The 21,749-nt window shown below is 28.7% G+C and carries 23 protein-coding genes and 1 tRNA gene; all 24 read right to left on the reverse strand.

The window, feature by feature from the left end; genetic code table 11:
* Positions 1–3: 3 nt before the first annotated feature.
* On the reverse strand, positions 4–1,278 hold the full coding sequence (locus tag EJJ37_RS07115) for an AAA family ATPase (RefSeq protein WP_133014907.1): 1,275 nt from the start codon (positions 1,276–1,278) through the stop codon (positions 4–6).
* 275 nt (positions 1,279–1,553) lie between these two features.
* Entirely contained in the window at positions 1,554–2,345 is a 792-nt protein-coding gene (locus EJJ37_RS07120; RefSeq protein ID WP_166484685.1) for a GIY-YIG nuclease family protein, read from the reverse strand.
* 312 nt (positions 2,346–2,657) lie between these two features.
* The gene (locus tag EJJ37_RS07125; RefSeq protein ID WP_133014909.1) at positions 2,658–4,946 is read right to left on the reverse strand and encodes an SGNH/GDSL hydrolase family protein; all 2,289 of its coding nucleotides are present in this window, start codon (positions 4,944–4,946) and stop codon (positions 2,658–2,660) included.
* A 70-nt stretch (positions 4,947–5,016) separates the two neighbouring features.
* On the reverse strand, positions 5,017–6,084 hold the full coding sequence (locus EJJ37_RS07130) for a BppU family phage baseplate upper protein (RefSeq protein WP_166484686.1): 1,068 nt from the start codon (positions 6,082–6,084) through the stop codon (positions 5,017–5,019).
* A 105-nt stretch (positions 6,085–6,189) separates the two neighbouring features.
* Positions 6,190–6,969: a hypothetical protein gene (locus EJJ37_RS07135; protein WP_133014911.1), complete on the reverse strand. Its 780-nt coding sequence runs from the start codon at positions 6,967–6,969 to the stop codon at positions 6,190–6,192.
* Between the two features lie 42 nt (positions 6,970–7,011).
* A complete protein-coding gene (locus EJJ37_RS07140) occupies positions 7,012–7,881 on the reverse strand; it encodes a hypothetical protein (RefSeq protein ID WP_133014912.1) in 870 nt (289 codons plus the stop codon).
* Positions 7,878–8,459 carry a hypothetical protein gene (locus tag EJJ37_RS07145; RefSeq protein ID WP_133014913.1) on the reverse strand — a complete coding sequence of 194 codons (582 nt, stop codon included), beginning with the start codon at positions 8,457–8,459 and terminating at the stop codon, positions 7,878–7,880. The genes EJJ37_RS07140 and EJJ37_RS07145 overlap by 4 nt, the downstream gene beginning before the upstream one ends.
* Positions 8,460–8,467: 8 nt before the next feature.
* On the reverse strand, positions 8,468–9,433 hold the full coding sequence (locus tag EJJ37_RS07150) for a hypothetical protein (RefSeq protein WP_133014914.1): 966 nt from the start codon (positions 9,431–9,433) through the stop codon (positions 8,468–8,470).
* Between the two features lie 18 nt (positions 9,434–9,451).
* On the reverse strand, positions 9,452–9,922 hold the full coding sequence (locus tag EJJ37_RS07155) for a hypothetical protein (protein ID WP_133014915.1): 471 nt from the start codon (positions 9,920–9,922) through the stop codon (positions 9,452–9,454).
* Between the two features lie 15 nt (positions 9,923–9,937).
* Entirely contained in the window at positions 9,938–10,561 is a 624-nt protein-coding gene (locus tag EJJ37_RS07160; RefSeq protein WP_133014916.1) for a hypothetical protein, read from the reverse strand.
* Between the two features lie 64 nt (positions 10,562–10,625).
* Positions 10,626–11,639, reverse strand: coding sequence for a hypothetical protein (locus EJJ37_RS07165; RefSeq protein ID WP_133014917.1), 1,014 nt, complete (start codon positions 11,637–11,639; stop codon positions 10,626–10,628).
* A gap of 30 nt (positions 11,640–11,669) precedes the next feature.
* A complete protein-coding gene (locus EJJ37_RS07170; RefSeq protein ID WP_133014918.1) occupies positions 11,670–12,134 on the reverse strand; it encodes a hypothetical protein in 465 nt (154 codons plus the stop codon).
* Between the two features lie 51 nt (positions 12,135–12,185).
* Entirely contained in the window at positions 12,186–13,655 is a 1,470-nt protein-coding gene (locus EJJ37_RS07175; protein WP_133014919.1) for an efflux RND transporter periplasmic adaptor subunit, read from the reverse strand.
* 15 nt (positions 13,656–13,670) lie between these two features.
* Positions 13,671–15,347: a hypothetical protein gene (locus EJJ37_RS07180; protein ID WP_133014920.1), complete on the reverse strand. Its 1,677-nt coding sequence runs from the start codon at positions 15,345–15,347 to the stop codon at positions 13,671–13,673.
* Positions 15,348–15,360: 13 nt separating this feature from the next.
* Positions 15,361–16,518, reverse strand: coding sequence for a hypothetical protein (locus tag EJJ37_RS20695; protein WP_204596856.1), 1,158 nt, complete (start codon positions 16,516–16,518; stop codon positions 15,361–15,363).
* Between the two features lie 189 nt (positions 16,519–16,707).
* Positions 16,708–17,100: a hypothetical protein gene (locus EJJ37_RS20700; RefSeq protein ID WP_133014921.1), complete on the reverse strand. Its 393-nt coding sequence runs from the start codon at positions 17,098–17,100 to the stop codon at positions 16,708–16,710.
* Between the two features lie 46 nt (positions 17,101–17,146).
* Entirely contained in the window at positions 17,147–17,281 is a 135-nt protein-coding gene (locus EJJ37_RS20995) for a hypothetical protein (protein WP_275547924.1), read from the reverse strand.
* A gap of 88 nt (positions 17,282–17,369) precedes the next feature.
* Entirely contained in the window at positions 17,370–18,749 is a 1,380-nt protein-coding gene (locus EJJ37_RS07195; RefSeq protein WP_133014922.1) for a hypothetical protein, read from the reverse strand.
* Positions 18,750–18,878: 129 nt separating this feature from the next.
* The gene (locus EJJ37_RS07200) at positions 18,879–19,331 is read right to left on the reverse strand and encodes a hypothetical protein (RefSeq protein WP_133014923.1); all 453 of its coding nucleotides are present in this window, start codon (positions 19,329–19,331) and stop codon (positions 18,879–18,881) included.
* A gap of 87 nt (positions 19,332–19,418) precedes the next feature.
* Entirely contained in the window at positions 19,419–20,399 is a 981-nt protein-coding gene (locus EJJ37_RS07205; RefSeq protein WP_133014924.1) for a metallophosphoesterase, read from the reverse strand.
* A 26-nt stretch (positions 20,400–20,425) separates the two neighbouring features.
* The gene (locus tag EJJ37_RS20115; protein ID WP_166484687.1) at positions 20,426–20,587 is read right to left on the reverse strand and encodes a hypothetical protein; all 162 of its coding nucleotides are present in this window, start codon (positions 20,585–20,587) and stop codon (positions 20,426–20,428) included.
* A 27-nt stretch (positions 20,588–20,614) separates the two neighbouring features.
* Positions 20,615–20,704 (reverse strand) — tRNA-Ser (locus tag EJJ37_RS07210).
* A 403-nt stretch (positions 20,705–21,107) separates the two neighbouring features.
* Positions 21,108–21,299, reverse strand: a complete 192-nt coding sequence (locus EJJ37_RS07215) for a hypothetical protein (RefSeq protein WP_133014925.1) — start codon at positions 21,297–21,299, stop codon at positions 21,108–21,110.
* An 8-nt stretch (positions 21,300–21,307) separates the two neighbouring features.
* A complete protein-coding gene (locus EJJ37_RS07220) occupies positions 21,308–21,568 on the reverse strand; it encodes an HU family DNA-binding protein (RefSeq protein WP_133014926.1) in 261 nt (86 codons plus the stop codon).
* Positions 21,569–21,749 lie beyond the last annotated feature (181 nt).

The raw sequence follows: 21,749 nt of genomic DNA on the forward strand, positions 1-21,749 counted from the left end.
CTTTTAATCCTCCAAATCAAGCGTTTCCAAATCCATTGTTATTCTTGCCGAAATAACCTCTGGATTATCATCGCCTAATTCTTTAGTTAATAGATCTAATACCTCTTTGGCATCAGCATATCTTTGACATGAGATGAATTCATTAAATTTATCTAATTTGCTTTTTATATTTAATGCAATATTGTTACTCTGTTGATAAACACTTAAAACATCATTAACTTGTAATCCATAGGATGATTTTTTATAATCTATACTCATATCAGAATTAATCGTTAAAATACTATCATCTTTGCAAGATGCTAATATAATAGGAGAATGTGTTGTTGCTATAAATTGAACGTTAGGAAAAGTTTTTTCTAATGATTCTACTATCTTCCATTGCCACTTAGGATGTAAATGTAAATCTAACTCATCAATTAATACAATACCAGGTGTTATTTCCGTAACCTCATCTAACAAATTAGGATTTAATACGGCCATACGGTATGCGATTTCAAGTACCATCCATATTAATGATTGATATCCTGCACTTAAAAGTCCGATAGGCAAAATCTTTTCTCCTTCTCTATACATTAACTCTTCACGCTTTTTATCATATAGCACTTTGTTTACATTGGAATCATTCATTATACTCATAAATTTGGCTAATGAATTCTTAACGGCTTCATATTCAGCTATCTTTTGATCTTCCTGCCATGATACTTGTTCCATTTTTCTACACCAATTTAATAATAGTTTATTATTTGATTCTTGAGATAAACAATCTACATATCCTACATTCCTTGAAAAATTATCACTCTTAAAAACATTTTGTGTTTTCTCTCGTTTTTGCGCCCACATTCTAGCTACACTTTGGTAATTTAATATTGGTAGAATAGCATTACTATTTCCAGATAATTCTCCTGCCTTTCTGCATATATCTCTTGGCTCAATAGTACTCTTTGAAGCTTTTATACTATTCTTTTTTCTTGTCCATGTATAATCTTTATCATCTAATTCAACATTACATTCAACCTTTATTGGAGTTATATATTTTATATTATAAGAACCTTGGCCTAATAATTCACTCACACAACGAATTTCATCTTTTGTAAAATGTTTTGTATTTACTCCATCGATTCCACCCAGGAACCCTCCTAATGCCACAGATATAGCCTCTAAGATCGATGTTTTACCTACTCCGTTATTTCCTATTATTATATTAAACCCTTTTTTAAAGTTTATTTCCGTATTATCAATCGCTTTAAAATTTGATATTTTTATATTTTTTAAATACACCTATTCACCAACTTTCTTATAATTTAAGTTATATCATATTAATACTTCTCAATTTAATTATTTACATTTCCCTTAAAAATAATCAATTATTATTAATTATACTATTCCAATGATTTCTTATCAATATAGAATTCTTTAAAGAAAAAGAAAGGGAATATAATTTAAGAACTTTTATGTCAATTCTCCATTATACTCCCTCCTTAAATTATTTTAATTTCTATTTTGTTAATTTGTATTGATTTAATTGTTTTGTATGTAAATACTTATACATTATTTTAAAAGTTTTCTTTAATAACTTTTTCAACAATATCTTTCCCATATTTTTCATATAAATCACCTAACATTTTCTTAGTCATATCTTCCGCCAAAATATTACATACTGTGATTTCAAAATTTAACACTTTGTTAAATAAATCATATAAACCAAATTCCTTCAATGTATCTAAGTTCATGCAACTTACGTAATCTAAACAATAATCAACTACTGTTTCAGGTATATTAGTATCGTTATTTATATTTAAAATATACTCTTCTAAATGGTCTGTGTCTTCCCCTTCTGATACATTAGCATTATAATGTTCTAATATCATATTTTTTACCTCTAAAATTATACCATCGGGTATTTCATATGTTATGTTGTACCTAACCTTCTCATAGTTATATTCACTATGTTCAACTTCCGCAAAGACATTGCATAATCTTATGGTTTTTATAACATTTATTATCTCATCATCTATATCATAGTAATCTATGGGTTCATATTTTATTGTATTTAGCTTCTTTACAGCGTCATTGTATTTTATATCAAACCATTCACCTTTTAATCTTGCCTTTGCAAAGTGATTATGTAGATTCTTTTCAATATCAATATAATTGAGGCAAGGTTGACTTATAAACCAATCAACTATTTCTTTTCCTGACGCAGTTTCAATTTGACTAATTCTTTTATAGGGATTTATTGTTACTCCTATTTTAACAGTGCTATCATTTGCCAATAACACATAAACATATCCTCCATTAGTTTTCTTTAAACTCTTAATTAATTTTAATTCTTTTCTTCTAATCATAATGTTTTCCTCCTTCATATACCTTATAGGTATTACAACTTTATTTTTATTAATTTATTCTAGCAATCCACCTAATAGGTGAACTCCATTCAATAAACAATACAAAAAGACTAGAAATATTTCATCCTAGTCTTTGTTAATTTTCTGATAAAAAGCAACTTTTATTTGAATATTATTTATATTTTTTCATATAATATTAATGTAATATGTACACTCATTATGGTAATTTCTATACATATTGCATTTAGACTCTGTTCTATGATCGAAATTATGAATAGAGTCTATTTTTATTTTACGAATAATATTATTCAATTAAAATAATGTTAAAATAAAATTTTCAACTTCAATACTTATATCTTCATTACCTTCCACTGATGGGTGCAATGTGTCACCTGTTCTATATTTATTAAGTCTTAATCCATTTATACCACTTGTATTAAATAAATCTAAACACTTAATCCCATATTGATTACACTTTCTTTTTATAGCTTCTGCCTTTAATTGTAAAGTAGTTGTATCGGTAGCTTGTTTTTTGTCAAGTTCTGTACTAGGATTAGCCACATTTGTTTTATAACAATTTGCAGTTTGAATAGGGGTAAACAGCGCTAACTTTTTACTAGGATATTTATTTAGTAAACCTATAATTAATACATTTAATGCTCCATAAGTTGTTGATGTATCAGTACTATCCCAAGTACCAAGTTTTACACTTCCATCATTAGTCATCCCCATTACAGTTATTAAGTCAGCATTGTCGTCCATTTTTCTATATCTTTCACACATACAATTACCAGTTGACCAAGTGCTTGGATCTTCTGGATTATAGCCAATTTCACTAGCATCTAGTCTACCAAAATTGTAATCCCATAAGTGTCTATCGTCAGTATGTGCGAAGGTTGTACCACTTATACCATAATTATTAACTGTCATATTGTATTTATTTTTTATAATTTCCCACCAATTAGGACGACTATAATTTGTTGATGTTATGCTATCTCCCAAAACATTCCATGTAATGCCTTCTAATTTATTTTGAGTTGTTCCTTTTTCTCCGAATAATTTTTGCAACCCAATACCTAATTGACTATCGTCTAAAGAAACTTTTACTTTATTAGGATCTTCATATTCTAGTAATGTTGAACCTAAATTTATTTGTCTTGGAGCTTCACTAGTTAAATTAAATGAAGTTCTTAAATATTTTGCATTGGTTGGTATAGATAAAGGATTGCTCCATCCACCAGTAACACCCGATATATAAATTTTGTTTTCGTCATAAAAAGCGGTGTTATGGTTTTGAGCCATACAAACATGTGACGCTTCTACTTTTATAAATCCACTTGCTTGATATCCATTTACTGTATACACATTTCCAGTATCAGGTTCAATAGCAGTATTTATAGCTTCATCTAATGAGGTATTATAAATATTTGTTGTATCCTCTACAACATTAAAAGGTTCAATAGATTTTAATTTTAATCTCTTGTTTTTCTCAGCTAATGAATTAATAAGCAAATCAATAAAAGATGTATTTACATATCTATTAGTGGATAGTACACCTTCTTTACATAAAAAAGGTTGTTTGTTTGTTGATTTATAGTTTATAGTAATATATTTAGTATTTTCTGTTGTGGTAAATTTTCTATTACTTTCCCATTGGCTAGAACCCCATAATTGTTTTATTGGTAATAAATCTTTATCATACATTACCACTATATTAGTTTCATTAGCAGTATACGTAGTTAAACTATCAACTTTTAGGAAAATAGAAGAGTTATAGTCTGAACTTTCTTGCCACCCGTCTTTTGTATAATAACCTCCTTTTATTAAAGTATCATAATCTATTAAATTATCACTTTCATAAATTAATTTATATATATCCTTAACTACCGGTATATCATTATTACTTTTCGCACTTAATCTTTTAATTAATTTCTCCATTTCAGTATTTGTTATTAAAGTTTCTAAAGAATAAATGGTATCTTCACTAACTTGATATAAATATGTGTTAGCATTTTTTGTATAAGTAAGTCTTATAAATGAAACACCTGATGGGACTACTATAACTCCACTCCATGTTCCACCCTGTTGACCACTTACAAAAACTTTTGAATTATTATAATACGCAAAATTATTGCTTTCATTTGTTATTAATCTTTGACCTTCTGAAACTTGTACATAATCAGTACATTTATAAGTAGTTGACGAAACTTCATTACCATCTTCATAAGATATATATTTATCATAAACAAATTGTATATTTAACAATAAATCGTTATTTTTAGTCTTTATGAAATCAGTGTTATTGGCTTTAACAGATTTGGAAGCAAGTTTTATATTTGTTATAGATTTATCTTCTGGAACTGCTCCAAATGTTCCTTTACCCGTCATTTTTGCTAATAAACTTTCACTCATATAAGTTTCATCGAATTTACCTAAATTTTTGTTAATTTGTGTAACTGAAATGTCTACTGTGTTTTTGTCCATCTTGTTATCATTTAAGCTTTTAATTTCCTTCGCTTTGGTATCCAATTGTTCTCGAAGTTCAGGTAAATCTTTATTTTCATGTTTATTTATTTTTCTTAACATTTCATTATTATTCATTTTTAAAACTCCTCCTTTAATTTTTGTTATTTCCTCCTGTTAAAACAAAAAAGAGGACTCAATAAAATTATCAATTTATTATATTTCTTGATAAAGGTGTCATATAACATTCACCTGTTTCAATATTGTTTATATGTATATTTGCCTTTATTAATATCTTATAATTGATATCATCAATATTTAAGCTGTCTACTATATCGCCATCTTTTATAAATTCTATACTTGGCGTAATCTGTTTACCTTGAATTGCTACATCAACTATTGTAGACATTCTAGCTTTGATTACCGGTTTACTACCGACAACTTCTTGAAAGAATATTATATGTCCTGTACAACTTTGTACAATTAGTTGTGATGAAGAACATCCGCTAACATGAAAGTCATAAGCTGATCTTACTAATTCACTTGCTGCAACTTCGATTGGATTAGTTTCAAATCCTATAGTAGTAGAACCACTAATCTCTATAGGTTTCAATTTTGTGTTCCTTACAAGCTGATAGTTAACAGTTTCTTCAACTCCATCTATTCTGTTTTGTATAGATTTTTCAAATTCAGTAACAATATTATCTACCTCATTTGTTTTAGTTACTACCTTGTTATCCAAATCTTTTATAGAATCATCAATTAGCGTTTCACCCTGTTCTAACCTATTATTTATATTTGAAATTCTAATATTAAAATCTTCTAGTTTTAACTCAGTTTCTTCTATTATTTTATTTAACTTTATTAATGTATCTATTTGCTCTGCAGCATTTATCATTTCATCTGATATTAAAGTTGAATTTGTTACATATAAGAAACTTTGTGTTGTTATATTTTGATCTTCATCTCTTATTATTAATTGTCCGATATTTACACCTAATGAATTTATATAACTATCTTTACATACAATAGTTACTACATTTTCTAAAGTAGATATTCCACCTTCTTCAAATTTATGAATTATAGGGATATTATTTTCTTGATTGACTACAACTAAATCAATTTGACAATTAGTTAAATCTTTAGGTTGCCCATCTTCTATGACTGATATTTTAAGAGTTATATCATCTCCATAATTAAATACTAAATTGCTTTTTAATAATTTAGTTGCCTTTGTATCTAAAGAAAACGAATAATGTTTCGATATATCTTGCATGTTTTTAATCTCCTTTCTGATATTTTTTCTATACCATTTATCAATTAACAATTCTTGCAAACTCATAAATAGCAGGAGGAAATTAATCCTCCTATGTATTAATTATTATTTATCTTCGTCTTCAGCATCTACATAATATGTATAGAATAAAGATGAATGATTTGGATGTTTTTCAATAGAGAAGCTATAAGTTTGTGTTTGGTTTTCTCTGCTAGTTTGCCCTTCTTCTGAAGTTTCCTTTGATAAAGTAGCTTTAGGGAAATATCTATACTTGTATTTTACAATTTTAAGGTTTGTATCAAATATAGGTTTCTTTTGAAGTATAGAGAATACTAATGCACTACTTCCGTCTCCACCTACTTCATAATATACATCTTGTGCTTGTCCCATATAGCTATATGCACTTACGAAGACACTATCTCCTTCTTTTGCTTCTGCTTGAGCTATAGTTAAAGTTGTTCCGCTAATTGTATATCCTGTAGTTTTTTCTAAAGGTTTATTGTTTAAATATACAACTATCTCATCTTCATCATTTGGTGTTTGTGGTAATGTTATTGTTTTTTCACTAGCAAGAACATAAGTCTTTGGATGAACAAACTTTTTAATTACACCAGTTCTTTCTATTGCTCCCCATTTTGCATTTGATAAATTAATATCATTTTTTACAGAAACTAATTCAAGAGTAACTTCTTCTTCTCCAGGAATAGTATAAATAACTTGATTCTTTATACCTCCTCTAACTTTAGTTTCTGAAGCAGTTTGTGATAAGTTTTCACTTTCAAGTGCATCTAAGAATATTTGCACCCCGTCGCTATTTGTTATAACCCAATCACTTACTGAAATTTCTAAAAGGTCTTCGCCAAAATATTTATTTGCTTGTCCCATTCAATTTCCTCCTTTATTATTTTAATTTATATTTAATAATCCCTAATTATCTGCTTTCTTGAACACACTATCATAAGGATTATTATTTACGTTTAATTTTGATACAATATTAGGAATATCTAAATCTTCACCATTCTTTTTAGTCATACCACTAGCTTTAAAACAGACTATGTCTTCCCTATTTAATTGTTTCATTAGGCTATAGAAGTCTGCCATTAATCTGTAATATGTAAAATCTGAAATGTTATCACATCTTACATTGGTAGATACAAAAGCTAAAATTGCCTCTATATCCATATCACCTTTTCCAGAATTCATTTTTGCATCAATATATTTTTGTGCTGTTTTAGTAGGTGCAACTAATGGTTCAAATAATAGATTTTGTTCCATGACAATTTTTCTAAATTCATAAAAATTATAAGAATCAATACATGCTATCAATTCATCATTTTCATCATAAATATCAAAACACTGAATTTTATCATTGTATACAACTTTCTTTTTTATAGCCATTGTCATCATTTCTATGATTTCGCTCTCAAAATGTTGAAGGCTTAAATTTTTATATACCTTCTCATTTAAAATCATATTTTTTATATCTTCGCTGCTACTAATTAAATCCTTTTTTTCTTTATATGTTAATTTATTTATTTCCTTTATTTTTTTTACTATTTCACATGAAGTTCTATCTGTATCAATAAAAGATTTCAGATAATCGAATAAATTATCAAACTCTAATAAACTAATTCCTTCTTGTCTTCTCTTATTGTTTAATTGAGGTATATCTAAGATTAAATATTTTGCAGCCAACTCCTTAAACCTTTCATACTCCATTATTCCTATCGGATATAAATCTAAATCGTTTTTCATTTGAATAGGTTTCATTAGATAATTTCTTAAATCAACCATCATCGAATCACTCTTCCTAATGGTGTTGTTTGAATTGAAAATCTCATAGAGCTCCATAACATGTTACTATTATTACTTAATCTATTTACTGCAATATCATCTAAAATAAATTTTAAATTTCCTAATTCTTCAATATAATCTTCATCATCTATATATAAACCATCAAATATATTGGCTATCTTGTGGGATATTTCATATAATCTCAATCCTGTAGTAATTTCAAAATATTCAGCAGGGGAAACTATATTAATATCCAAATATATTACATTATCTCCATTTTGAAATGTTGCAGATGGAGTATTTAGAAATATGAAACTACATAAATCTATCTTCATATCAGGATTAAATGGCAGTAATGTTATTAAATCCTTAACATCTTCTTCAGTTAAATCAGGTTGATCTATTTTTGTATTGTCGTATTTAAGACCTTTTTTAGACAATGGATTTTTTGTATTATAATACACCAATCTTTTAATCTCTTGGTTTTCAATTATTTTTTCATGTGTATATTGTAATAACATACTCACCTTTTTTAATTTAGAACTTACAGTATTTAAATACTTATTGTTAATATCATTCATTCACTCACCTACCTAACCAATGATATATCTTTTTCTACTTTAATTTCTTTGTTGACCAAGTATTTTAGAGTTATAAAATCACCGTAAACATTACATTTAATTTGAATTTGTGAACTATCTTGACTTATAATTTCAATAGAATCAGAATAATCTTCTATTTCCCATGTTCCATCAGGATTGCTTATTGTGTAAGTTTCAGTTTGTCCTTTTCTAATTGAATCAGCACCACTTATTGTATATTCAATAGGAGTAGTTGGTTCATCTATAGAAGGTAAATCACCATTGTATGCAATACCATTTTTAATATCATCATAGCCCTCCATATAATTGCCTTTCTTACATGTAAAAGTAAGTAAATTATTATTATATGTAGAAATATCTCCAACCACATATATTCCCATTTTAGAATTTCCAAATATAAATCTAGTATTAAGTGGTATGTTTTCTGTAATCGAATTTCTTTGAACCGTTACTTTTATCTTTGTATCAACATCGGATAATATTTCGCTAGATGATGAAAATATTTTTACACCATAACTTTCTCCTTCTGCTATACAAGGAATTTCTAAATCTTCACTTAGTTTAATTTTTTGATTACAATGTTGAAAATAATTCACATCATAACCACGTTTATTCATAGGCTTAGACATACATAGATAATAATCATCTACCCCTGTAACCTCATTTGTATGCATTAAGCAACTTCCGATCTTAACAAGATTAGGATAATTTTTAACTTCCCACATAAAATCAGAATCACTTGTATTTTTATTGTTTTTATATTCCATCAACACTTTACTAGGAGTGTTGTCAATAAATACTTTTTTTGCTTTGCTACTATTAATAAGTACATCAAATTCAGTTACAACATTTTTATTTGCTTCTTCGTATTGAATCAACATATCATCAATTATAGCTTGCCTACAAGTTTTACCATATGTACCGTTAATTTTTCTAATATAGCTTAAATTCATTACAACCCTCCTTCCCGATTAATAAGGTAATAAAAACTTCCCTGTTAACCTATGTTTAGTATTGTAATTTGCTAATTTAGTTAAAAATAAATTTCTTTTGTAAGTAATCATATTTATAAAACTTGTTCTTTCTGCTGCAGGCGAAAATACTTTGATATCATCACCTAAATATTTTTGCATTGTCTTTAATTTAACTAATTCCTCATCAAAATATTTAACTACCATCATATCACTAATTAAATCTTCTTCTATTGCTGTTAAATCAAAATTAAACTGTTCCATAAAATCATTCTTATCCAAGAAATTTATATTTTGTTGAACCGCTATTAAAGGTTGTATTTCATTTAAAGAATCCTCTAATAACTCTAAAGTTCTTTGAGATAATATTTCCTCAAACTCTTCCTCTGTAACACCGCTGATACAGAAATACTCTTTATCTTGTTTAATTTTTCTGATAAATCTATCAGTTACATTTTCATAAGGAGTCATAATAACCCTCCTTTATTATTTCTTAGTTGTCTTTCTAGTTCTAGTATTTTTAGGTTTCTCCACCTTAACTTCTTCCTTAATTTCTTCTTCAATCACACCAGTCTCTACTTCTTCTTCAACGACTGGTACATTTTCTGTTGGTTGTCCTTCTAATTCAGACTTTCTTAGACCTTGTTCTAATTCTTCTTTTCTTGCTCTTATATAATTCTCTACCTTATCAGCTATAAAGTATTTATTCGTATTCTTTAAATATATTAATTGTGATAAGAACATATCTATTACTGATTTATTTGTTATAGACAAAATTGTACTTATTACATCATCATTTGGATTAAGTATCATATACTCAATATCTTCTCTTGTAAAAGATTCAGTTTCCCTTGCAAGATTTATGTTCAACATTCTAAATATTTCTTCTTCCATCTCTGGTTCAAATCTAAGTTTTCTTTTTGTAAATATATTTTTATCTAATCTATGCATATTTCTTATTTCTGCAAATGGTAAATAAACATAATAAGGTTCTCCATCTTCAGTTTTAGGTGGAAATATCAAATCATTTCCCCTAGGATCAACCGAAGGTGCAAATATTTTATTATCATAATCGTTATAAACATTAATCATATCGTCATTTTTTAACATACTCTCATTCTCCTTTTATTATTTTAATTTATAAAGGGCAAGATATTTCACTTGCCCACTTTTATTATGCAGACTTCTTTAATTTAGCTATCTTTTCAAGTTTGTCGATGCATACACCGAATTCAACACCAGTAAACTTAATAGAAATTGTTTCTGAATTGTTGTCGCTACTTACTAGAGTCCTCATAGCTCCCTTAGTATACATCTCTCCGATCTTTCCAGCAAAACCAATAACTAAATCAGCAGGTAATAATGTTTCACCATTACCCATTTTCTTACCAGCCTTTACTTGTGCTAAGTTTGTTCCATTATAAATATCTAAAATAGTAGAAACATTTACTTTATCTTTCATTGCTTCAGAATACCAATTTTCCATTCCTGTAACTTTACATACAGCTCTCATAGTAGTAGATAAACCTATAGCTGATGGGATTCCCTCAAAGCAATTATCACATAAATAACCTGTAAATTCATCTACAGCAGATTTTGTAATAGCGCCACTATATTCAACAACGTTATCTCCACCTGCTAATAAAGTATCTATGTAATTCATTATTAAAGCAAATCTTTTAGCTTCAAACTCTTGTAAAGCAAATACAGCTAATGTTGCAACTCCTAAAGCTCCATCTCTTCTTAAGTTAGACATAGGGATTTCAGTTTCAATTTGTAAGTGCTTTTCAACTACATTACCAACAGTAAAATCAATATATGATTTATCTACATTACCTGTTCTAGCTGCTGATTCATGTGCAACTAAAGTATTCTTATAAGATCCTCTAACTTCAACTTTGTCAAATTCCCCATGAGAATTAAAAGTAAACATTTCATTTAATAACTCAGTTGGTACTGCAAATATTTCAGGTTCTATAATTTTTAATACAACCTCTGCGATTTCTTCCTTTGCCTGTGTGCTACCATATTTCCACGCTCTATTAACAACATCATTCATAGCTGCAGAAAAAGCCTTTTCTTCTTCTGATAAAGCAACTCCTGAATATACATTTTTAGCCCATGTTAAAGCTTCTCCGTTCTCAAAGATATCATTTATTCTTTCTTGTGATAATTCTATTTTTTCCATAATTCATATTCCTCCTTCTATTACCTTTAACTATTTTGTAACAACGAAACCAAACATAGCATGTCCAGCCACATTCATTTTCCCTAATGATTTAAGTCCAGTATCAGTTCCTTGAGTTGCAGTTCCTTTTAACTTACCATTCTCAACGATTAAATATTCACCTACTGCACCTTTATTAGCTTCACCATCTATATCTGCTTCTGCTAAAGAATCAGTTGCAAATCTTTCTCCTTTATGTAAAACTCTTAATCCACAATATTCATCTTTTAATATTGCATCTTGTTCAGCATCCCAGTCTGATACAGGATGTCCAAGAGCAACATCTTTAGTAACTTTTACATCTCTAACAACTACCCCCACCATTTCATCTATAGAAGCAGCTTTCATTAATTTTCCGTCTTCTACTTTAACAAAATCTCCTCTCTTTAACTCTTCACCAGCTTGATATTGTGCGTCTACGTTAACGCCTAAAATAGTTTGTAAATTTTTAATCATACTTATTTCCTCCTAAATTATATTAATTTTTATTTTGGGTTCTTATCCCAATTATCTTCTCTTACTAGGTTTTCTTATGAAATCTAAAATTGGATTGCCAGATTCACCTGAATATTCATAACTTGAAGATGAATTTAAATCTGTACTAACCTCAATTTCTTTTGTATTCTCTGTTTTTTCTTCTGAAATTTCAGTTTTTGAAACATTTTTTAATACTGCTTCAGCAATAAATAATTTAACTTTACTCATATCTGCCTCCGCAATAGCTTGTTTGAGTTCTTCACTAGCCTCAATATCAGCTTCACTTATATATCCACTAGATAATGCAGCTTGACTACATTCTTTTCTCTTCTTTTCTAGTTCTGCTACCGCTTTTTCTTTTTCAATTTCAGCAACAGTTTCTCTAAATACTTCTAACTCAGCTATTGTCTTATCTTTTTCAGATAATAATGCTTCCTTTTCGGCTAAAGTTTCACCTAATTTAACAATAGAATCAACCTTTTCTGATAATTCAGTTTTTACCCCTTCTAATTCTGATACTTCGACAACACTTTCTTTAGGAACAAATGTCATTTTTGCATTTTCTTTAGAAACTATTGAAACCTCATTATCTTCTCCTATTGAGTAAACAACCTTTAAATAGTCATCTTCTAATTCATTAGCTCCTTCTTTTTTAAAGTAAGCTATATTTTCTAAAGGATATATAATACTATCATATAGCCAATAATCTTCTTCTTTTTCTAATTCCCATGCTAATTTACATACTTTTCTTCTAATGTCTCCTAAAGTCAAAGCAGAAACTTCTATATTTTCTTGCGAAACTTCTGTTTCTACAATTTCTTTATCCTTCTCCATCTTATCTCCTCCTTCTTTAAAATTATTTATATCTTGTGCTATAGCACTTGATAACTCATCTTCAAAATTATCTTCTTTTTCTGCAACTTCTAATTCTTGTACTCCTGCACTTTTATAAGCAGGACTCACCTTGCTTCCTAATAAGCAGTTCCCTATAAAATAAAAATCATCAATAACTTCAATTGTTTTTCCGTTTTCTATTTCATTATGACTTTGAGTGATAACCATTTCCCAACTACTCTTTATTGGATCACCTTTTTCAAACCTATCAATTATAACTTTTTTGGCATTTTCAAACCTATTCCATAAAATGGCCTTTCCACAGATATATTCGACATTATCAATTTCTCTTATCTCACAATCTGTATAAACTCCTAATGCATCAGTATCTAAATAAGTTTTATTTATAACCTCGCCATTGATTACTTCATACTTAGTTTTTTTATTGTGTCCCATAAAGTCGGTTTGGCCATTAACAGTCTTTAATCTTCCAACTAAAGGCATGTTTATCATAGTAGATATTTTATCTTCTACTCCTTCTCTTTTAATTTTTTTACCATTAGCATTGGTAGAGAAGTCGCATAATATAAAATCTAATATTAAATTACCTTTTACATCTTCTGACACTTCAATGTTGTTGCTAGAAAATATGAAATTACTATCCATTTAATTTCACCTCCTTTAAACTTTAACATCGTTATTAGCCTTATCTTCTAAAGACTTGTCTTGGTTTTCTGATTTCTTTGAACCATTAGAGTTTTTATCTGAATCAGTATTATCTATTAGCTGATTACTATTTGACGTATAACTATTACCATGAGGTATAAATATTTCTTCATCAAATTTATTATCATTCTCAGTCTTCCTTCTAGATACTTCTTCCTCATAATCTAAACCTAATGCTTCTATTGCAGTTTTGTAACTTAAACCTATCTTAGAATAAACAAGGTCAACAAGTTTACTGCAGCTATCCAAATCAAGTAATAATGTATTTTGAATATTTATAGTAGGTGCATATTCTGCTGGAAAACCATTTTCATCTAATATAACTTTGTATAACTTATTTAATATTCTTTCAAGGCCACGATTTATTTTATTGATCGTCTTTAATAAATCTTCATAGTTAATCTTAACTACATTAGCTCCATTTTTACTCTCATTACTAGAGAATGTAATTCCACAAGCTCCTAAAACTCTATTACGGTTAGATGAAACTATATCATTATCTGTAGGATCAGCTTTAGGTTCTAGTATTTCTAAACTTTCAACCAATCCAGTAGAAGTATAAATAACTACATCGGAATCCATAGCTTGAAGTAACGATGCTTGTGCATAACCAACAGCATTGATGTCTATTTGTCCATTATCATCTATACATTCTTTTCTCATCTTTTGATAGAATACTTTTTTAGCCTTTGCTTGTAAATTCTTTCTATCTACATTATCAATAGTTTCTAATGTAAGAAGTGGTGTAAGTGCTTTAAATAGCGGTGTAACTCCATATCTCTTACCCATGTTATTAATTCTATTCACACCTATTCTTTCAGGATTCAGATATACATAATTATCATTATTTTTATAGGCTTCATATACTTCCTCTGGGTAATCCCTTTTTACTTCTTCTTGAATAATAGTTTTTATATCTACTTTTTGCTTTGTTTTCATTTTTCCGTATTTATTAATACTTCCTTGCAGCCTAGATTTTAATTCATTCACATTAAATACAACTAAAGGTTCACCATCTATAGTTCTATCAGTAATTTCAATTATATCTAAAGGATATTTTACTACCCCATAACCATTATCACTATCACCTTTTAAATACATTATAAAGTTTCCTTCAGTATATACAGACATTACATTATCAACTATAAGTTTTTTTATATCTATATCTGAATTAAATTTATTAATGAGTGACCTTATCTCATCTTTCATTTTTGATTCTTTTTTCTTAGCAGACTTATTGATTCCTCCAACTAAAGGATAATTAATTGTGAAATTTGTATTAATATTATTTTCTAATATTTCATATGTTTTTCCAATTAAATCAGATTTGTTTAAATAATATTGAATTATTCCATTAATTTTTATAATCTTTTCTAAGTTTGTTTGAGTATTTTTAGCTAGGCTAGATATTTGTTCAGGAGTAGTAACGTACTCATTATTGTCTTTTATAAGTAATCTATCGTATAAATGACTTAACTTTTCAACATCATATTCAGCTAATTGTAGATAATCATCAAACTGTCCCTGATGCACTTCAAACTCAGATGCAATATAATTTCCATCAATATTACTTATAACTATTTTTTGACCTGATTCTAAAACTGGAATATTTGCTTCAATTGTTTTTGACAAAATTTCACCTCCTTTATAAATTTATTGAATTTACGAATATTGGTATTGAAGACCAATCATTGGTTATTCTTTCCTTTTTTGTTATACTTTCCTTTCTTAAATTTTTTAAATGCCATGCCAACATTATTAATGAATAAGCTCTATCATCATGCATTCTATTCTTCTTTTCTGGGCTTAGTCCGTATCTATAAGAACTACCAGCGTCTCCTCCATATTTCATGGTAGCAATTAATTCTTCCTTAGCAATATCTATATTTTTTAGTGCCAATTCTTCTTCCCATGATAATTTATGAGTCTTATAAGACAAACCTTTAATCTTCTTGACTTCGCCTGTTTTTTCATCTACTTCCTCAATAATCTCGTTTTCATTTTCTTCGGCAATATTCAGATATCCTTTTAAATCATATTCTTCTGTAAATTCTATCAATCCTAGATTTAATAACTCTATAAAATCATCAAACATTTCAGTCCTATATTTTTTAGGTTGAATCAATTTTATTTTGTTAACAGCATTAGGAAAATCTCTTACGTTATCAGAACATTCTTCTTTATCAATCAGTCCTTTATGTTTAACCCCATATCTATCTATCCAGTCTTCCATAAAATAAAAGGGAATTTGGTTTCCTCCACCTCCTGAACCTGCATCAATAAAAAGATAATCTATATTTTCATAGTCAGCAAAACCTTTTCCGTTATATTTTACCAACATATCTTTTATTTCTTCTATCTGTTTAGGTGTAGATATATTATTATTTTTATTCTTTTCTCCTAATTGTTTAAAATTGACTATGTTTTGTATTTTTAGTTTCCACCCTATGTTATCATCGTAAATATACTCCCCAACCGAAACAACCGAATTATCATAGTTTAAAGCTGGATCATATGCAATCGCAAACTTTCTCTTCGTATTATCTACGTTGGATAATAAAGGCGCTCTTACAACAGAATTATGTGTGATAGTAGAACGCTTAATAGGATATTCGTCCCCACCGTCAGAATCGAATTTATTTAAATATTCTCTACTTGCTTTTGCAGGATTGGTTCTTAAAGCACTATCCACTTTATCCCTTGATAATAAAGGAACGCTTAAAGCTATCCCGTTCAACGTAGCACCTATTATAACTTCGCAGTCAAGTGAAGCCACAAAGTATTCGGGATCTCCCATAAACATTCTTTTACTCCATTCAGCATATTTGTGATAGAAGTTTGAATCTGTATCACTAGCAGATGAACAGAGTAATAATTGGTTAGGTATGTTATCAGGTAATAAATCTGTATTAATTCCACCACCTAATTTAAATGAGGAATCTTGTAAACAGAAACCACTTGTAGTTTCTATATATTCATCAGAAAGCTTTCATCAAAGAAATCCACTTTCATCATATAAATTTAAGTTACTTCTCTTACCTCTTGAATTATCTGAATCTCCTGATACTGTCTGTACAAAACTACCGTTATATAATTTACATCTAAATCCTTGTGGGTGATGCACAAATCCATCATGATTTGCTGAACTAACGACTTCTCCGATGAATATATCAGTTAAACCAGCAAATGATTCTATTTGTTGTTTAGCTATACTTTCCATCTTTAAAAATGTATCTTGAGATTGCATAGCTGTTAATGATAATATATAACTTGCAAAATTAGGATAAAGCATTAATTTAGTCATAACAAAAGGCGCAGATAATGTACTTTTACCCCCGTTACGACTCATCAACCATAATGAAAATTGCTTATCCCAACTAGACATAAAAGCATACTTTTGTCACTGATAATCCATAAATGTAACTCCTAGCTCACAGAAATGTCTCTGCAAACCAAGCAGGATGCTTTCTTCCGTATTGAATTATCTCACTATATTTTTTTAATCCTTCTAACTTCTTTTGAGTTAAACCTAATTCACTATCCCTATTTATGATTGTAATGGACATCTTTTAAAACCACCTCCTTCTTATATAAGAAAAGTTTGCAATCGCAACAAAAGACGTGTTACCACGCCTTCAATTTCTTAAACATATTTTAGTCTTTATCAATTTCTTCTAATAATTTTTGTTTTGCCAACTCTTTTTCTTCTTCTATAACTTCATTAGCATATTGAATTACAGTCATAGGTTTTATAGATTTTTCTATCTCTTCTAATTCTGAAATCCTTTGTTCATTCTCCTCAATTACTTTATCTACGTATTCTCTAGTAATTTCACTTACTGAAGGTATCTCTTCCCATTCTACATCTTGTAAATAATTATCTGTTGTATAATCAACATTATTTAAATGACAAATAACTTTTAATTTTCTATTCTCTTCTTTCAATGAAATATACAGCTTGTAATACTTATCAATTAAGACTCTTTGCTCTCTTATCATATCCATAGAAGCATCATCACCCCAATTAAGATTTTCGACTATGCCTCTAGCTGATTGCTTTGCTACTTGCTCCATTCCTAATGAGGTTCTAATATCGTATAGATTTACTTGTGCTTCATCAAGATTTATCTGCCTTAATTTATAAAGAGTACCTGTCAATGTATTTGCCCCTGCTGTCTTTTTCCCACTCCATAAATCAGTTAATTTATTATCTTTTGCAGTATCTAATATAGTCTTTGATAAATCTTTTTGAATAGCTGTCATTTGTTTTATACTTCCTAATTGGTCATCTAATTTAGTCAAGTCTTTAGTTTTATCCGATAAACTCTTAGATATAACATCTACTGCTCTTTGTGTTCTAATTATAGAAATTATGGCATTTAGTTTGATGGCATCATCTTTTATATCTTCGTCACCTAAAAATGTTATTAGTTGGCCACATAATAAATCCTGATTATCTTCTCCTTCAAATGGATAGTAGCCTAATATTTTTATGATATCATCCTTATTTCTCTTAAACTCTAGTTCTTTTTCTAATTCTAGCTCATCAAATTGCTTAACTGTATTATCTGCTTCTTCCTCATCACTATCCAGGTTTAATTGTTGTCCATCATCAAACGATTTACCTGTATTCTGCTTCAAAGAGTTTGTATTTTTAATATATTCTTTCCATATGTTAAGTCCATTTTCAGCTATTCCTAATTCAGGTTTATAGCCTATAGCACCATAAGAAGCATTAAATAAATCTTCGGTATAATATGTTCCTACAGCTCTACAAGTTTTATATATTCCTATCTTTATATCCTCAGATTCTGTAACATACTCTACTAAAAGAGAATTTAAACAGTTTTTACATAAATTCATTCTATTATTAAATTTATTTGTCTTAGAATATGACATATAGAAATTCTTGGTTATTTCGAGTATCTTCCCACAATGGCTGCATTGTTTTTTATCTTTTAAAAATTCTTCTACTTCCTTAGCTGATATAGTAGACTTAGAAGCAGCTTTTTTAGTTGTGGTCGTTCTAGCCACTATTATCACCTCTTTTATTATTCTATAAATCTACCCTCAGATAGACTTAATTAAATAATAAAAGAGTAGGTAATATCTCAACCTACTCAATTGCATACGGCGTTGCGCCTTCCGTATAAAATTTCACTTTTAATCTATTAAACCTAAAAATCTTCTAATTTCTGAGACTGCAGCTTGATATCCTTGCTCATAGCCCTTCTCAAAACACCCACATTCTTCCTCATCTTCTTCAACAAATCTGAATGTTAATATTTCTCCCGAAAGCTTGTCTTCATCAATCACATCAACGAGATCATCATCGACAAAGAATACATCAGCTTCACTATAATATTGAACACCATCATGTAAAAGTGGTTCACAGAAATATTCAACTTCTCCATCTCCATAATAATTTCTGCTAATTAAAAAGAACTCATTGTTATTTAATATATCCTCGATTTCCTCATCAGTATATTCACAACATAAATTCTCTGGTTCATTATCATATAAATCTGCTATAAATTCATCTGCAAGTTCTATTCCAACTACAAAACTTGTAGATTTATCTCTTAATCCTTCACTATTCATTAATTCATATATCATATACATTCTCCTTTTTATCAACAAACTTTAATTTATTTTTTATGTATTCATCTTCATTTACGAGTATTTCTATTAAGAAAAAATTTATTATTTTAAAACTATACACTTAATATCATTAATATCTATTTTCTTACCTTCTTCAAATTCTAAATATGTATAACCATAGTTTTGAGGATTGTAACCTAACTTTCCGCAATCAGCATAATCATGAGGTAAACACATGCAACTATTTTCTACAACATAAATACCTTGTCTTCTATTTACATTCATCCTGCTATGTTTATGTGTATGTCCAAATATAATAACATCATCTACCTCAGCCATATGTCTATTTAAGAAATGTTCTGATACTTTTTCACACATTCTTCCATCAACTCCACTAAAATCTTTTGGATGACATACTATTAAATTATCAAAAAGCTTAACTTTCCAGTCGTTTATGTATTCAAAGTTATGTATTGGTTCATACTTAAACTTTTTACCTTTATCATAGTAAGTAAAGCCATCTTGTATCATCTCTAATAAGTTAGGGTTTAACATCTTCTGAAGCTCTTTCTGTTGCATTTTTATAATATCTCTCGTATATCTTTCTTCGTGATTTCCTCTGATGCAAATTATCTTTGTCTTCTCAGGATTAATTATAGTATTTATTTTCTTTATAAATTGATGAGCTATAACTATTTCCTGGTCTACTGTAGGTCTATCCATAACATCAAAGCTGCTACATGATTCACAATCAATGATATCTCCAGCTAATATTAGATAATCAATATTTTTATGTTTTCTTATTTCATCTAAAATATCATCTCTTTGGTAAGGCAAATGTATATCATTCATTACCAAAACTTTAATCTTATCATTGTCTCTCAATTTTCTTTCATTATCATAATCTAAAAATTCTTTTAGACCATAAGAAACCTTTCTAAGATGATCCGCTGAACAGTCTAATCCTAATAATTCAACTATTTCTTCCCATGATTTATCTATTTCTTTATTTAATTTTGCATTACATAATCTTATTTTATATTCTTGGAAGCTTTCATTTTCTTTTCTTAAATAATCTCTCATTCTCTATCTCTCCACTTTGTTAATTTCTATTTAACTCTTATTTCTAGCTGATTTCCACACTCTTGACAGTAACATAAGATATATCCATCTCTCCAGGAATCATCATAATCATTCAATTCAATTGATTCTGTTATGTTATTTTTATGTTTACATACATTGCAAATTTCATATTGTATTTTCTTTCCCATCTCTAATCTCTCTTTTCTTAGTTAATATGGCGTTAAAGGTGGGATTTGAACCCACGGTACTCTTACAAGTACACATCCTTAGCAGGGATGCACAATAAACCACTCTGACACTTCAACATATAATGAGGTGGTTTTTAGGAGAACCATCCTAAACTCTACCTTGTTTTCAACATTTACTCTAAAGATTTTAAGATACCTAGTTTTCTAAAAACTTGCTAAATCAAACTAAATTTCGGATGCCCAACTAGAGTGTCGGGAGTTTATTATTCACTTTCAGAGGTAACGTTAACTCCTCCTAGTTACTTTTAGTTTCCAAGGTAGTAACTACCGTAAAACTCTTTAACAAAAATCGTCTTGCTAAGTGCTAGTAACATAGTCTTACCTTCAAACACAAAACAATATAAGATATGTATTCACTCCATTAGCAGCTGCTACTCATCAACTAACTTCAAAGTGAACTATGGCTAACTGCCGTATTTATGTATAGTCGAGTCATATATACCCGCTGTTATATTAATTTTTATTCTTCGCTTGGTAACTCTTCTGTTTTAGAAATTTGTAATGAAATTCCTTCTACACCTATAAATTCTTCTAGTTTTTCAGTTAAATTATAAACTTTAACTTCATCTTTAGAAGTTTCTTCTATGGTAAAAACACCATCCTCACATATTATACACGCATTCGTAAATTTATAATTAGTTGCTTTCTTCATAATATCACCTACTCATTAACTATTTCTTTGATCTTACTTGATTGTTTATATGCAACTTTTTTACCTGCTTTTATAATAAGTTTCTCACCAGTAGCAGGATTATGTCCTTCTCTTTCTTTTGTTTCTTTTACTGATAATGTTCCGATTGTACCAAAAACTACTTTCCCATCTTCTAATAATCCTTCAACTACAACTTCTTCTAAAGCTGCAATTAATTCCTTCGCCTTTTCTTGTGATACTCCTACCTTTGTTGCAAACTCTTTTCTCATTTCTGTTAATGTTATTATTCTCTCTCCTTCAATTCTCTTTTATTTTATTAATTTTTATTTATCTCACTTCCCTATAAGAAAGGACTGCTCAATCGTACGAACAGCCCAAAATATAAAAGGGAGATTAGAATTTATGAGATATGCCCCGAAGGGCTTGGTATATAAAGCCTGTTGGCATAAA

This window comes from Clostridium cuniculi (genome assembly GCF_004353185.1).
GTDB classification, from domain to species: Bacteria; Bacillota; Clostridia; order Clostridiales; family Clostridiaceae; genus Clostridium; species Clostridium cuniculi.